This window comes from Enterobacter mori LMG 25706 (assembly GCF_000211415.1).
Lineage (GTDB): Bacteria > Pseudomonadota > Gammaproteobacteria > Enterobacterales > Enterobacteriaceae > Enterobacter > Enterobacter mori.
This window is the reverse complement of the sequence record NZ_GL890777.1, coordinates 431,600-446,003: the sequence shown is the minus strand read 5'-3', so window position 1 is coordinate 446,003 and position 14,404 is coordinate 431,600. Positions and strand designations below refer to the sequence as shown.

General features: G+C 57.0%; 10 protein-coding genes and 1 other RNA gene. 4 read left to right on the top strand and 7 right to left on the bottom strand.

The window, feature by feature from the left end:
* The first annotated feature begins 73 nt into the window (after positions 1–73).
* A non-coding RNA gene (locus ENTMO_RS25365) (RtT sRNA) lies at positions 74–204 on the top strand.
* Positions 205–300: 96 nt separating this feature from the next.
* Here the strand turns inward: ENTMO_RS25365 and ENTMO_RS0115840 are convergent.
* Complete coding sequence (locus tag ENTMO_RS0115840) at positions 301–744, bottom strand: Lrp/AsnC family transcriptional regulator (protein WP_010432979.1); 444 nt, start codon at positions 742–744, stop codon at positions 301–303.
* Positions 745–851: 107 nt separating this feature from the next.
* On the opposite strand from ENTMO_RS0115840, the gene ENTMO_RS0115835 reads away from it, so the two are divergent.
* The gene (locus tag ENTMO_RS0115835) at positions 852–1,748 is read left to right on the top strand and encodes a DMT family transporter (RefSeq protein ID WP_010432977.1); all 897 of its coding nucleotides are present in this window, start codon (positions 852–854) and stop codon (positions 1,746–1,748) included.
* Here ENTMO_RS0115835 and narI read toward each other — a convergent pair.
* The 5 genes from narI to ENTMO_RS0115810 all read right to left on the bottom strand — a co-directional run bounded on the left by narI (position 1,745) and on the right by ENTMO_RS0115810 (position 10,182).
* Positions 1,745–2,422, bottom strand: a complete 678-nt coding sequence (gene narI, locus ENTMO_RS0115830) for a respiratory nitrate reductase subunit gamma (RefSeq protein WP_010432973.1) — start codon at positions 2,420–2,422, stop codon at positions 1,745–1,747. The two genes, ENTMO_RS0115835 and narI, sit on opposite strands and share 4 nt — an antisense overlap.
* A complete protein-coding gene (narJ, locus tag ENTMO_RS0115825; protein WP_010432970.1) occupies positions 2,422–3,132 on the bottom strand; it encodes a nitrate reductase molybdenum cofactor assembly chaperone in 711 nt (236 codons plus the stop codon). The genes narI and narJ overlap by 1 nt, the downstream gene beginning before the upstream one ends.
* Positions 3,129–4,664, bottom strand: a complete 1,536-nt coding sequence (gene narH / locus ENTMO_RS0115820; RefSeq protein WP_010432968.1) for a nitrate reductase subunit beta — start codon at positions 4,662–4,664, stop codon at positions 3,129–3,131. Before narH ends, narJ begins: the two co-directional genes overlap by 4 nt.
* On the bottom strand, positions 4,661–8,404 hold the full coding sequence (locus ENTMO_RS0115815; protein ID WP_010432966.1) for a nitrate reductase subunit alpha: 3,744 nt from the start codon (positions 8,402–8,404) through the stop codon (positions 4,661–4,663). The genes narH and ENTMO_RS0115815 overlap by 4 nt, the downstream gene beginning before the upstream one ends.
* 380 nt (positions 8,405–8,784) lie before the next feature.
* Positions 8,785–10,182, bottom strand: a complete 1,398-nt coding sequence (locus tag ENTMO_RS0115810; protein ID WP_010432963.1) for a NarK family nitrate/nitrite MFS transporter — start codon at positions 10,180–10,182, stop codon at positions 8,785–8,787.
* A 309-nt stretch (positions 10,183–10,491) separates the two neighbouring features.
* Between ENTMO_RS0115810 and narX the strand changes: the two genes are divergently transcribed.
* Entirely contained in the window at positions 10,492–12,288 is a 1,797-nt protein-coding gene (gene narX / locus ENTMO_RS0115805) for a nitrate/nitrite two-component system sensor histidine kinase NarX (RefSeq protein ID WP_010432958.1), read from the top strand.
* Positions 12,281–12,931, top strand: a complete 651-nt coding sequence (narL, locus tag ENTMO_RS0115800; RefSeq protein WP_010432955.1) for a two-component system response regulator NarL — start codon at positions 12,281–12,283, stop codon at positions 12,929–12,931. Before narX ends, narL begins: the two co-directional genes overlap by 8 nt.
* 1 nt (position 12,932) lies before the next feature.
* Here narL and ENTMO_RS0115795 read toward each other — a convergent pair whose 3' ends face one another.
* Positions 12,933–14,339 carry a YchO/YchP family invasin gene (locus ENTMO_RS0115795; protein WP_029485133.1) on the bottom strand — a complete coding sequence of 469 codons (1,407 nt, stop codon included), beginning with the start codon at positions 14,337–14,339 and terminating at the stop codon, positions 12,933–12,935.
* Positions 14,340–14,404 lie beyond the last annotated feature (65 nt).

The window sequence follows — 14,404 nt, the reverse complement described above, 5'->3', positions numbered from 1 at the left end:
GAAGGTTCGAATCCTTCCCCCACCACCATCACTTTCAAATGACTCCAAATCTTCTGTTCGCACCAGGCATCATGCATTTCCGTGACGGGGAAGGATGAGAAGCTTCGATTAAGGTTCGATTCGAGCGTAGCGAGAAAGCGTTGCCGCAGGCAACGACCCGAAGGGCGAGGCGCAACGCGCCGAGTAATCCTTCCCCCACCACCATCATTTCCCGAATAATCCAAAAAAATCATTATAAAACTTAACCGCGTCCGCCTTGGTAGGCCGGGTAAGGCGCAGCCGCCACCCGGCGACAGAAACCTACATCGGCGGCAACCGTCGCTTCACCGGCGAGCTCTTCACAATCGACGTATTACACTGGGCATGCTCTGCCAGGCCGTCCAGCAATACATCCAGCTGTTCTATCGACCGTACCACCAGCCTGATCACAAAACAGTCCTCACCCGTGACTTTGTCACTCTCAATGCACTCCGGCATGGCCTGAATGTATTTATCCACCTTATGCAATAACCCCGGCAATGGGCGCACGCGCACCAGCGCCTGCAAGGTGTATCCCAGCGCCGCCAGGTTCACCCGCGCACCATAACCCTGAATCACACCGCGCTCTTCCAGCCTCTTCAAACGTTCTGCCGTGCTGGGTGACGTCAATCCCACACGACCACTCAGCACCTTCAGCGACGCACGCGCGTCCTCTACCAGACAAGCCAATATTTGCCGATCGATATCATCAAGCAGGTATTCCATCGTTTTCACCTAATTTTAAAAAGTCATTAACCTGTTTCACCTTATATCAGCCCTGTAAAACCCGACAGCGATTTTCGACAATAGGGTCATTAATCAGGAGGTGGATGATGCGTGATTTACAAAAAGGCGTCGGGCAGATGAGCCTGGCGATGTTAATTTCCGGCTCTATCGGCGCGTTTGTTTTACTCTCCGGTCTGCCGGTAACGGAAGTGGTGTTCTGGCGCTGCGTCATCGGCGCGGTTACGCTTTATGTATTCGTCCGGTTAAGTCGAAAGCCCTTCAGTCCCCTCACCCGCACCACGCTGCTGCTGGCCATTTTTGGCGGCGTAGCGCTCGTGGTGAACTGGCTGCTGCTGTTTGCAGCCTATGAGCGGATCTCGATTGGCCTGTCAACCGTGGTCTATAACACCCAGCCGTTTATGCTGGTGATGATGGGGATGCTTTTAGGTGAACGCGTCAGTCTGGTGAAGTGGGGCTGGTTGATCCTCGCCTTCGGCGGCGTGGTGATATTGCTTTCCAGCGAGCTCAGCGGCACGCATGGCAGTGAATGGCTCGCAGGTATCGGGCTGGCGCTGGGTGCAGCATTCTTTTACGCGCTGACTGCCATTATCGCCCGCAAACTGAAATCCATCGCACCGCAGCATATCGCCTTTATTCAGGTCCTGACAGGGGTGGTGATGCTTCTTCCGCTGGCGCATATGCCTTCCCTTTCGGGCGATTTCCCCTGGACGATACTGCTGACGCTGGGCATTGTCCACACCGGCATCATGTACCAGTTGCTGTATAGCGCCATTCAGAAACTCCCCACTCCAGTGACCGGCTCGCTGTCGTTTATCTATCCGGTGGTCGCCATTGTTGTTGATAACCTGGTGTTCGGACACTCGCTGAACCTCACGCAGCTTGCGGGCGGCGCGCTGATTTTGTTTGCCGCTGCGGGCAACAACCTGGGCTGGGGCGAAAAAAAACCCCGCGAATGCGGGGTGGGTATCAAAACGGCAAATTAGCGACGGGCGCGCACAATCTGATATTTGCGCGTCAGGTACTCAACCGGCGCGCTCCAGATGTGCACCAGGCGAGAGAACGGGAACAGCACAAACAGCGTCATCCCCAGCACCAGGTGCACGCGGAAGATAAAGGCCACGCCGTCCAGATGCTCAGATGCGCCGCCATGGAAGGTCACCACGGACTGCGCCCAGCCGACCAGCTTCATCATTTCGCTACCGTCCATATGCTGCGCTGAGAACGGAATCGTCAGCAGACCCAGCGCACACTGCACCATCAGCAGGGAGAGGATCAGGATGTCCGCAGCGGTCGTGGTGGCACGGACGCGCGGGCTGAACAGACGACGTTTCAGCAGCAGCAGACCGCCGACCAGACACATCACGCCGCTGGCACCGCCCGCAAACATCGCCATTTTCTGCTTCACTTCAATCGGCAGCCAGGCTTCGTACATCCAGTGCGGTGTCAGCATGCCCAGGAAGTGACCGGCAAAAATCCCCAGGATCCCGATATGGAACAGGTTAGAGGCGAGGTTCATCCCCTTGCGGTCCAGCATCTGGCTGGAGGCCGCCCGCCAGGTATACTGCCCATAGTCATAACGCAGCCAGCTTCCCACCAGGAACACGGTGCCCGCGATGTACGGGTAAATGTCAAAGAAGAACATATTCAGGAAGTGCATTATTGCCGTCCTCCGTTAGAGATATTCAAATATTGCGGAGCAACAGCCCCGGCAAAACGACGCTGGTGAGCGGAGATTTCAGACTCGCCGCAGTTCTGGTCAGCAAAGAACTTCACCTGCTCTTCTTCCCAGACCGCATCAAGCGCCTGCGGAGTGTCGTCGCGCGCTTCGTCCGCGATTTTTTCCGCTACTTTTTCGCTATCAACGGCGGCATTTGCCAGCTTCACCAGCAGGTCAAAGAGCACCGCATAAGCACTTTCGCGCTGCTGAAGACGCGCGCCAAGCAGCGCCAGGATCGGTGCGATGTCCTGTAAACCGCCCAGCGCCTCTTCTTTTGGCAGCTGCGCCAGATATTCCAGGTACAGCGGCAGGTGGTCTGGCAGTTCGCGGCTGTCGAGCTGCAGGCCGTGCTGCTCGTACTGGGCCATCAGGTCGACCATCGCCTGACCACGATCGCGGGATTCACCGTGGACGTGTTCAAACAGCAGCAGAGACGTCGCGCGCCCGCGGTCAAACAGCTGGCTGTAGTCCGCCTGCGCGTCCAGGAGATCGCGCGCTAACAGATCGCGGAGGAAAACGCCCAGCTTCTGGGCATCCGCTTTATCCAGGTTTTCAGATGACGCGAGTGCATCAAAGAGTTCCTGCTGATGCTGCGCAAGCGCAGCATCCGGGTACTCGAGCAGACGCGAAACAATGACGAGTTCAATCATTGGTGCGGCTCCGTTTTGCTGGTCACATCCATGGCGTCGATGCGGCGGCTGTTGAACAGGTTGAATTTGGTGTCTGAGCCGTGGCAACCGTCACCGAAGCTAAAGCCACATCCGTTTTTCTCCGGGAAGGCGTCGCGCACCTGCTCGCGGTGGCTGCTCGGTACGACGAAACGGTCTTCGTAGTTCGCAATCGCCAGATAGCGGTACATCTCCTGAGCCTGTGCTTCGGTCAGGCCAACCTCTTCCAGCGCACGGGTATCGGTAACGCCGTCAACGGTCTCAGCACGCTTGAAGTGACGCATCGCCAGCATACGCTTCAGCGCCAGCAGGACCGGCTGGGTATCCCCTGCGGTCAGCAGGTTCGCCAGGTACTGCACCGGAATACGCAGGCTTTCCACGTCCGGCAGAATGCCGTTGCCGCCCAGTTCACCCGCGTCGGCAGCAGACTGAATCGGCGACAGCGGCGGCACGTACCAGACCATCGGCAGCGTGCGGTATTCCGGGTGCAGCGGCAGCGCCAGCTTCCAGTCCATCGCCATTTTGTACACCGGAGACTGCTGCGCGGCGTCGATCACGCTCTGCGGCACGCCGTCCTTCAGCGCCTGCTCGATCACCTTCGGATCGTTCGGATCGAGGAACACGTCCAGCTGACGCTGGTACAGATCTTTCTCGTTCTCTGTGCTTGCTGCCGTTTCAATCGCGTCCGCGTCATACAGCAGCACGCCGAGGTAGCGAATACGGCCTACGCAGCTTTCTGAACAGACGGTCGGCATACCGGCTTCAATGCGCGGATAGCAGAAGATGCACTTCTCTGACTTGCCGCTCTTCCAGTTGAAGTAGATTTTTTTATACGGACAGCCGGTGATGCACATGCGCCAGCCGCGGCACTTGTCCTGGTCGATGAGTACGATGCCGTCTTCTTCACGCTTGTAGATGGCGCCGCTCGGGCAGGTCGCCACGCACGCCGGGTTGAGGCAGTGCTCGCACAGGCGCGGCAGGTACATCATGAAGGTGTTTTCGAACTGGCCGTACATCGCCTTCTGCATGTTCTCGAAGTTTTTGTCTTTCGACAGCTTCTCGAACTCACCACCCAGATCGTCTTCCCAGTTCGGGCCTTTCTCGATCTTGTTCATACGCTGACCCGTGATCAGCGAGCGAGGACGAGCAATAGGCTGATGTTTACCTTCCGCTGCGTTATGCAGGTTCTGGTAGTCGAAATCGAACGGCTCGTAGTAATCGTCGATGCCCGGCAGATGCGGGTTAGCGAAGATTTTTCCCAGCAGCATCGCGCGGTTGCCCATGCGCGGCTGGATTTTGCCGTTGATTTTGCGGATCCGGCCGCCCTTGTATTTTTCCTGATCTTCCCAGTTGGTCGGGAAGCCGGTGCCCGGCTTGGTTTCCACGTTGTTGAACCAGGCGTACTCGGTGCCTTCGCGGCTGGTCCAGACGTTTTTACAGGTGACTGAACAGGTATGACAGCCGATGCATTTATCCAGATTCAGCACCATGCCGACTTGTGAACGAATTTTCATTTTACGCTCTCCTGTACCTGGTCATTACCTTCGCCGTCTAACCAGTTAATATTCTTCATCTTACGTACCACCACGAACTCATCGCGGTTAGATCCTACGGTGCCGTAGTAGTTAAAGCCGTAGGCCAGCTGCGCATAGCCACCAATCATATGGGTCGGCTTCGGCGTAATACGGGTGACCGAGTTATGAATACCGCCGCGCTGCTCGGTGATTTCTGAGCCAGGAATGTTCACGATACGTTCCTGCGCGTGGTACATCATGGTCATCCCTGCTGGAACACGCTGGCTAACCACTGCACGAGCGGTCAATGAACCGTTGCTGTTGAAGACTTCGATCCAGTCGTTATCCACAATCCCCAGATCTTTGGCATCCGCTTCGCTCATCCAGACAATCGGACCGCCGCGTCCCAGCGTCAGCATCAGCAGGTTGTCGCTGTAGGTGGAGTGGATCCCCCACTTCTGGTGCGGCGTCAGGAAGTTCAGCGCTTTCTCCGGATTACCGTTGGACTTCTCGCCCATTACCGCTTTCACCGAACGGGTGTCGATTGGCGGACGGTAAACCAGCAGGCTTTCGCCGAAGTCACGCATCCACTGGTGATCCTGATACAGAGACTGACGACCGGTCAGGGTACGCCATGGGATCAGCTCGTGAACGTTGGTGTAACCCGCGTTATAAGAGACGTGTTCATCTTCCAGACCAGACCAGGTCGGGCTGGAGATAATTTTGCGCGGCTGGGCCTGAATATCGCGGAAGCGGATTTTCTCGTCTTCTTTGTTCAGGGCCAGATGCTTATGGTCGCGACCGGTGATTTTACTCAGTGCTTCCCAGGCTTTTACTGCGACCTGGCCGTTGGTTTCCGGTGCCAGGGTGAGGATCATCTCTGCGGCATCAATCGCCGTGTTAAGCCAAGGCTGGCCTTTGGCCGGGCCGTCTGATTTGGTGTAATTGAGCTTACGCAGCAGGTCCATTTCGCTCTGGGTGTTCCAGGCGATCCCTTTCCCGCCGTTGCCGATTTTCTCCATCAGCGGGCCGATAGAGGTAAAGCGTTCGTAGGTCGCCGGGTAGTCACGTTCAACCGGAATGATGTGCGGCGCCGTCACGCCAGGGATCAGATCGCACTCGCCTTTTTTCCAGTCCTTCACGTCCAGCGGCTGCGCCAGTTCGGCAGCGGAGTCGTGCTGAATGGGCAGCGTCACCACGTCGGTTTCTTTGCCCAGGTGCCCCACGCAGACTTCAGAGAATTTCTCGGCGATGCCTTTGTAGATTTCCCAGTCGCTTTTGGATTCCCACGCCGGGTCAACGGCAGCAGACAGCGGATGAATAAACGGATGCATATCCGAGGTATTCATGTCGTCTTTTTCATACCAGGTTGCCGTCGGCAGAACGATATCGGAGTACAGACAAGTGCTCGAAAGACGGAAATCCAGCGTCACCACCAGATCCAGCTTGCCGTCCAGGCCGTTGTCTTTCCATTCCACTTCTTCAGGCTTCACGCCGCCCTGCTTGCCGAGATCTTTGCCCTGAATACCGTGTTCCGTACCAAGCAGATACTTCAGCATGAACTCGTGACCTTTACCGGAAGAACCCAGCAGGTTTGAGCGCCAGATGAACAGGTTGCGCGGATGGTTTTTACCGTTTTCCGGCTGTTCCGCCGCAAAGCGAATCGAACCTTCCTTCAGCGACTTAACGGTGTAGTCCACCGGTGTCATGCCCGCTTTCTTCGCCGCTTCCGCGATGCGCAGCGGGTTGGTGCCAAGCTGAGGAGCCGACGGCAGCCAGCCCATACGTTCCGCACGCACGTTGAAGTCAATCAGGTGGCCGCTGTAGCGGGATTTATCCGCCATTGGCGACAGCAGTTCCTCTGCGGTAACCGTCTCGTAGCGCCACTGGCTGGAGTGGTTATAGAAGTAGGAAGTGCTGTTCATGTGGCGAGCCGGACGCTGCCAGTCGAGGGCAAACGCCAGCGGCTGCCAGCCGGTCTGCGGACGCAGTTTTTCCTGGCCGACGTAGTGCGCCCAGCCGCCGCCGCTCTGACCGACGCAGCCGCAGAAGATCAGCATGTTAATCAGGCCGCGATAGTTCATATCGAGGTGATACCAGTGGTTCAGACCGGCACCGACGATGATCATGGAGCGACCGTGGGTCTTGTCGGCGTTTTCCGCGAACTCACGCGCGATACGGGTGATCTGCGCGCGCGGCACGCCGGTGATCTGCTCCGCCCATGCCGGGGTGTACGCTTTCACGTCATCGTAGCTGCTTGCACAGTTTTCGTCGTTCAGACCGCGCTCAAGGCCGTAGTTCGCCATGGTGAGATCGTAAACAGTGGTGACGAGCGCCGTTGAACCATCGGCGAGCTGAAGACGCTTCACCGGCAGTTTGTGCATCAGAACGTTATTCAGTTCAACCTTGTTGAAATGCTCGGTGCCGTCGCCACCGAAGTACGGGAAGCCGACGTCAGCGATCTCATCCTGGCTGCCCAGCATGCTCAGGCGCAGTTCGGTCTCTTCGCCGGTGGTGCCGTTACGCTGCTCCAGGTTCCATTTGCCCTTTTCGCCCCAGCGGAAACCAATAGAGCCGTTTGGCGCAATCAGTTCGCCATTGCTGTTACAGGCAACGGTTTTCCACTGCGGGTTATTTTCCTGGCCAAGTGAATCCACCAGGTCAGCGGCGCGCAGCATACGACCGGCAGCGTAGTAGCCGTCGCGCTCTTCCAGCATCACCAGCATCGGCATGTCGGTGTAGCGACGCACATAGTCGGTGAAGTACTGGCTAGGCTTGTCCAGGTGGAACTCGCGCAGCATGACGTGGCCCATCGCCAGCGCCATCGCCGCATCGGTGCCCTGCTTAGGTGCCAGCCACAGGTCGCACAGCTTGGCGATTTCCGCATAGTCAGGGGTAATCGCAACGGTTTTGGTGCCTTTGTAACGCACTTCGGTAAAGAAGTGGGCATCCGGGGTACGGGTCTGAGGAACGTTAGAGCCCCAGGCCAGAATGTAGCTGGAGTTATACCAGTCGGCGGATTCCGGCACGTCGGTCTGCTCGCCCCAGGTCTGTGGGGACGCAGGCGGCAGGTCGCAGTACCAGTCATAGAAGCTCAGGCAGGTCCCGCCAATCAGGGAGAGATAGCGCGCGCCAGACGCGTAAGAGACCATCGACATCGCCGGGATTGGCGAGAAGCCCGCCACGCGGTCCGGGCCGTAGGTTTTGACGGTGTAGACGTTAGACGCCGCAATCAATTCGTTCACTTCTTTCCAGGAGGAACGGACAAAGCCACCGCGACCGCGAGCCTGCTTGAAGCTCTTCGCTTTGTCGGTGTCTTCAATGATGGATGCCCATGCATCAACCGGATCGCTGTGCTGGACTTTCGCTTCACGCCACATTTTCATCAGGCGCTTACGCATCAGAGGGTATTTCAGGCGGTTAGCGCTGTAGAGATACCAGGAGTAGCTTGCGCCACGCGGACAGCCGCGCGGTTCATGATTCGGCAGATCGGGACGGGTACGCGGGTAGTCGGTTTGCTGGACTTCCCAGGTCACCAGACCATTCTTGACGAAAATCTTCCAGCTGCACGAACCCGTGCAGTTGACGCCGTGGGTTGAACGGACCACTTTGTCATGCTGCCAGCGCTGGCGATAGCCGTCTTCCCAGTCGCGGTTGGTCTCCAGAAGCTGACCGTGCCCATCGGCAAACGTCTCGCCCTTCTGCTTGAAGTAGCGAAACCGGTCTAAAAATTTGCTCATCGGGTATCTCCTGTGTGGAGCCTGTGGCTCTCTAAATCGACATTGCTGATTTGCTGCGAAGGTAACGCTCTGAAAGCGGGGGAGAATTGATAACGATCAAGGCGGGCGGGGTCTCTGAAGGTGGGTATTACATCAAATACCACCAAAGCGGTATAAATATAAATCTCACATCACCATGATTAATATAGATATTTTATATTTATCGTACAAAAAGCAGGGCTAAATTTAACATCTCAGGTATTAAGGAGTAGACCCCACTGGAAAGCGATGGCGATCACAGTGTTACCCGCAGGCTGCCGGTCTAAAGGCCATCAGTATGTTGTAACTATTTTCAACACAAAAAAACGCGGCCCGAAGGCCGCGCAAACGGATAATCACACTTACTTATTTTTCTTGGTATTACGGCCATATACCAGCCACGTAATCACAACGCAGGCGATATAGAAGATGAGGAATACTTTCATGGCCCCTGCCGGAGAGCCGGTCAGGTCCAGTGAGATACCGAACGCTTTCGGGATGAAGAAGCCACCGATTGCGCCAATCGCAGAGATAAAGCCCAGCGCCGCAGCGGTGTCGGTCGCCGCTTCACGCATGGCCTGCTCTTCGGTGCCGCCCTGCGCTTTAACGCGATCCATGGTCAGCTTACGGAAGATGACGGAGATCATCTGGAACGTGGATGCACTTCCCAGCCCGGCCGTCAGGAACAGCACCATAAACACGCCGAAGAAGGCAATAAAGTTGCCGCCCTGCCCGTTGGCTGGCAGCGTCAGGAACAGCAGCGCGCAGAAAATTGCCATCACCATGAAGTTCACCAGCGTCACCCGCGTCCCGCCCAGACGGTCGGAGATCATCCCGCCAAGAGAACGTGCCAGCGCGCCGACAAATGGACCAAAGAAGGCAAATTGCAGGATCTGCACGTCCGGGAACTGGGTTTTCGACAGCATGGCGAAGCCCGCAGAGAACCCGATAAACGAGCCGAACGTTGCCAGATACAACAGCGCCATGACCCAAAGGTGACCGCGTTTCAGGACCGGTAACTGTTCGCTCAGGGACGCCTTCGACGCGGACAAATCGTTCATAAAGAACCAGGCCGCCAGCGTGAAGACCACCAGAAACGGTACCCAAATCCAGGCCGCATTCTGCAGGAACAGAGAAGAACCATCCGGCTGGGTCACACCGCCGCCGCCAAAGGCCGCAAAAATGGAAACCGAAATCGCCAGCGGGGCAATCAGCTGCAGCACGCTCACGCCCATGTTCCCCAGACCGCCGTTAATGCCCAGCGCACCACCCTGCTTCGCTTTCGGGAAGAAGAAGCTGATGTTCGCCATGCTGGAGGCAAAGTTCGCGCCCGCAAAACCGCACAGCAGAGAGATGATCACAAACACGCTAAACGGCGTGGAGGTATCCTGCACCGCAAAACCGAGCCACACGCACGGCACGATCATGATGCCGGTACTGAAAGCCGTCCAGCGGCGTCCGCCAAACACCGGCACCATAAACGCGTAAGGCACACGCAGCAACGCACCGGACAGGGACGGCAGCGCGGTCAACATAAACAGCTGATCGGTCGTGAACGTAAAGCCGACTTTTGGCAGGTTTACCGCCACCGCACTAAACAACATCCATACGCAAAACGCTAACAGCAGGCACGGAACGGAAATCCACAGATTACGACTTGCTACACGATGGCCGCGCTGTTGCCAGAACGCCGGATCCTCTGGTCGCCATTCTGTAATAACGGCACCATTTTCCCTGTCGGGAGCGGATGAGTGACTCATAGACACCTCTGATTCTCGAATGATGCTGCAAACATTAGGGTTTTAGGGCGGCGGTAAGTTGATATAAATCAAAGGAAAAGTGCGGGGTTTTGTGGCGAAAAAAAAGGCATTACTCTTAGTGAGTAGGAGTAAGGGGTAAAAAAGATGTGGTTTTTCACGGTGCTGAGCCATCCTGGCTACTCCCTCCCCCCAACCATTACTCCTCCGGCAATTTAGAGGTAATCCTTTATTGGTATGGGTATACTCCAGGGTATGCACCAGAATAGCGCCATTCCTGCAATCAGGTCACGTCAGGAGCCCGGCAACACCATGTTAAAAAGATGTCTATCCCCGCTGACGCTGGTTAACCAACTGGCGCTTATTGTCTTGCTGTCCACCGCGATCGGTGTCACCGGCATGGCGATTTCCGGCTGGCTGGTCCAGGGCGTACAGGGTAATGCGCATGCCATTAACGAGGCAGGCTCGCTACGCATGCAGAGTTATCGTCTGCTGGCCTCGGTGCCCTTAACGCAGGACGACCAGAAGCTGATCGACGATATGGAGCATACGGCTTTCAGCCCCGAGCTGGAAAGTGCCGCTATTCGCGCTGGTCAGAAATCCCAGCTTAAGGCCCTTCAGGGCTACTGGCACACGCAGCTGGAGCCAGGCTTAAAGCAGGCGAACAGCCCCGACGCCGTCGCGCGCGACGTTGCCGGTTTCGTCTCACGCATTGATACGCTGGTCTCTTCTTTCGATCAAACCACCGAATTACGCATTGACCGGGTGGTTATGATCCACCGGGTGATGGGGCTGTTTATGGGCCTGCTGCTGATTTTCACCATCGTCTGGCTGCGCGCAAGGCTGCTGAATCCCTGGAAACAGCTGCTGGCAATGGCACGCGCCGTAACGAACAGAGATTTTACCCAGCGCACGCATATTAGCGGGCGTAACGAGATGGCGATGCTCGGCCAGGCGCTCAACACCATGTCGGAAGAGCTGTCTGAAAGCTACGCGGTACTGGAACAGCGGGTTCAGGAAAAAACCGCCGGACTCGAACAGAAAAACGAAATTCTCTCTTTCCTGTGGCAGGCCAACCGCCGTTTGCACATGCAGGTACCGCTGTGCGAGCGCCTCTCGCCGGTGCTGAACGGCCTGCAAAACCTGACGCTGCTGCACGATCTGGAGCTGCGGGTCTACGACGTTGAAGACGAAGAAAATCATCAGGAATTTACCTGTCAGTCTGACATGTCCTGCGATGATAAAGGTTGTCACCTTTGCCCGCGGGGTGTACCACCGCTAACGACGACGGGCACCACGCTGAAGTGGCGTCTGACGGACAGCCACACCCAGTACGGCATTCTGCTGGCTACCCTGCCCGCCGGAAGGCATTTGAGCCACGACCAGCAGCAACTGGTGGATACCCTGGTGGAACAGCTCACGGCCACGCTGGCGCTGGACAGGCATCAGGAAAAACAGCAGCAGCTGATTGTGATGGAAGAGCGCGCCACCATCGCGCGGGAGCTGCATGACTCCATCGCCCAATCGCTCTCCTGCATGAAGATGCAGGTCAGTTGCCTGCAGATGCAGGACGCGGAGATGCCGGAAAGCAATAAACAGCTCCTGAGCCAGATCCGCAACGAGCTGAACACTTCGTGGGTTCAGCTTCGTGAACTGTTAACCACTTTCCGACTGCAGTTGACCGAGCCGGGCCTTCGCCCCGCGCTGGAGTCCAGCTGTCACGAATTTAGCGCCCGGCTGGGGTTCCCGGTGAAACTCGACTACCAGCTTCCGCCGCGTTTTGTCCCCTCCCATCAGGCGATTCATTTACTGCAGATCGCCCGCGAAGCCCTGAGCAACGTGCTCAAACACGCCAGCGCGACGGCGGTAACGGTAACCGTCAGCCAGCACAATAATCAGGTGAAGCTGACGATTCAGGACGACGGCTGCGGCGTGCCGGAAAAGGCCGAGAGAACCAACCACTATGGTTTAATTATCATGCGAGACCGCGCGCAAAGCCTGCGCGGTGATTGCCAGGTTCGCCGGAGAGACACGGGTGGCACGGAAGTGGTCGTCACCTTTATTCCCGAAAAACCGCTTACAACTGTCCAAGGAGAACACCATGACTAATCAGGAACCGGCATCCATCCTGTTGATCGACGACCATCCCATGCTGCGCACCGGGGTGAAACAGCTGGTCAGCATGGCGCCCGATATTACCGTCGTCGGCGAAGCCAGCAACGGCGAACAGGGTATTGAGCTTGCCGAAGCGCTCGATCCTGATTTGATCCTGCTCGATCTCAACATGCCGGGCATGAACGGTCTCGAGACGCTGGACAAACTGCGCGAAAAATCTCTGTCTGGCCGCGTGGTGGTGTTTAGCGTGTCAAATCATGAAGAAGACGTGGTGACGGCGCTGAAGCGCGGCGCGGACGGCTACCTGCTGAAAGATATGGAGCCGGAAGATCTGCTCAAGGCGCTGCAGCAGGCCGCTGCCGGAGAGATGGTGCTGAGCGAAGCCTTAACGCCGGTACTGGCCGCCAGCCTGCGGGCCAACCGCGCAACCTCAGACCGTGACGTGAGCCAGCTTACCCCGCGCGAACGCGATATTCTGAAGCTGATTGCCCAGGGCCTGCCGAACAAAATGATCGCCCGCCGTCTGGACATCACCGAAAGCACGGTAAAAGTGCACGTGAAGCACATGCTGAAGAAGATGAAGTTAAAGTCCCGCGTCGAAGGCGCCGTGTGGGTCCATCAGGAACGGATTTTTTAACTTACTCATCCGGCAGCAGCTTCCACCGTGGATCGTCGTTGGGCAATGCGACCAGCGGTTGAACCACCGTTAGCGCGATCTCATTGGAAGAGACGCGCTGCCCGTCTTTATCTTCCGCGATCACCGACAACCGCCACTGGTTAGTTGCACCCTCAGCGTTATCCCATGCGGGCATAATGACGCTCCAGCCGTCGCTGCTGGTACTGTCAGCCGGTGCGGTCAGGCTCAGCGCCTGCGTATCCCCCTGCCAGTGCAGCTGGCGAATACCATGCTTGCTGCGTATTTGCAGCTTCAGCATGACGGTTTCGCCCCCTTTCAGATCCCACGGCGGCGTTGCCAGATAGACCGACAGCGTTTTGCGCTGGCGGAACTCCATGACCGGCAGGTTCTCCCGCTCTGGCGAATCGTAGCGACTGCCGCGCAGCGAACGCGTCACAGCCACTTCGCTGGCGGACAGCTGTTTGACCAGGGGCACGCCAAACCGATAGTTGAGCTTAAGCCCGAGGTTATTCTGGCTGACGCCGCTCTCTCCCTGCTTATGGGCAGCCGTCAGGGTCACCAGCGGAACGGGGGTATAGTTGAGTCCCAGATTGACCGCCATCGGGTTGTGGTAGCCGGTTCCACTGCTAAACAGATCGACGTTATCGCCAAAGTACTGTTCAAAACTGACGCTGGTATTCAGATGATGGAACCACGGCAGCCAGGCTTTAGCAGTGATGTCATACCCGCGCGCCATGCGCTGCTCCTGCAGATCCGCGCTGTCGCGCCAGCTGGCGAACGGCTGATAGTAGTTCGCCGACAGGCGTAGATTCCGCCCCCACGCTTCTGCCCCCAGCCCGGCGCGCTGCAGGTTTTCCTCAAGCAGGTTATCGTAAAAGGTGTTATAGCCCAGCAGCCAGTCTCCGGCGACCCATCGCTGGCCAATCCCGGCATTGCTCACCAGACCGTCCGTCTGTTGCGTCAGGCCCAGCTGGCTCCAGCTCAGGTAACGATTGTTATCGTTCCAGGGAATAAACCAGCTTCCGCTGCTGCCATTGAAATTGCCCTCATCATCCACCAGCAGATTTACGCTGGCGTTACCCCAGGGGGAAAGCCAGGATTCAATCTGCTCGTTCACTTCCCCGCTCACCACATCCCGTACCTGACCCAATGCAAACTGCTTCGCCTGCTCGCCTGTCGTCAGGCCATTGTCGGTCATACTGGCTTCGCCAAAGGCCTTGGCCATTTCGGCCAGATGCTTCTCCCCTTCACCCGTTGGCGCCGCCATGCCGAGGTCGGGCAAACTATCCCCGTTATTATCAAAGGGGTTCTGTGCCTGATGCATAAAGGAATTCGGCGCACCGTGAACGGCTCCGGCCGTAAGAAGGGAGAGTAAAAACAGCAAATGAATGCGGGACGATACAGCCATCAACGTCGTAAATAAGGACCTGTGTTCATAAGGCAATTCTTTCTATGTTAACGCGATAAGCAGTG

Bases quoted from the DNA above. Each gene is read 5' to 3' on its own strand.
- ENTMO_RS0115815 (WP_010432966.1), bottom strand. From the start codon at position 8,404: ATGAGCAAATTTTTAGACCGGTTTCGCTACTTCAAGCAGAAGGGCGAG.
- ENTMO_RS0115795 (WP_029485133.1), bottom strand. From the start codon at position 14,339: ATGGCTGTATCGTCCCGCATTCATTTGCTGTTTTTACTCTCCCTTCTT.
- ENTMO_RS0115840 (WP_010432979.1), bottom strand. From the start codon at position 744: ATGGAATACCTGCTTGATGATATCGATCGGCAAATATTGGCTTGTCTG.
- ENTMO_RS0115810 (WP_010432963.1), bottom strand. From the start codon at position 10,182: ATGAGTCACTCATCCGCTCCCGACAGGGAAAATGGTGCCGTTATTACA.
- ENTMO_RS0115835 (WP_010432977.1), top strand. From the start codon at position 852: ATGCGTGATTTACAAAAAGGCGTCGGGCAGATGAGCCTGGCGATGTTA.
- narI (WP_010432973.1), bottom strand. From the start codon at position 2,422: ATGCACTTCCTGAATATGTTCTTCTTTGACATTTACCCGTACATCGCG.
- narH (WP_010432968.1), bottom strand. From the start codon at position 4,664: ATGAAAATTCGTTCACAAGTCGGCATGGTGCTGAATCTGGATAAATGC.
- narL (WP_010432955.1), top strand. From the start codon at position 12,281: ATGACTAATCAGGAACCGGCATCCATCCTGTTGATCGACGACCATCCC.
- narJ (WP_010432970.1), bottom strand. From the start codon at position 3,132: ATGATTGAACTCGTCATTGTTTCGCGTCTGCTCGAGTACCCGGATGCT.
- narX (WP_010432958.1), top strand. From the start codon at position 10,492: ATGTTAAAAAGATGTCTATCCCCGCTGACGCTGGTTAACCAACTGGCG.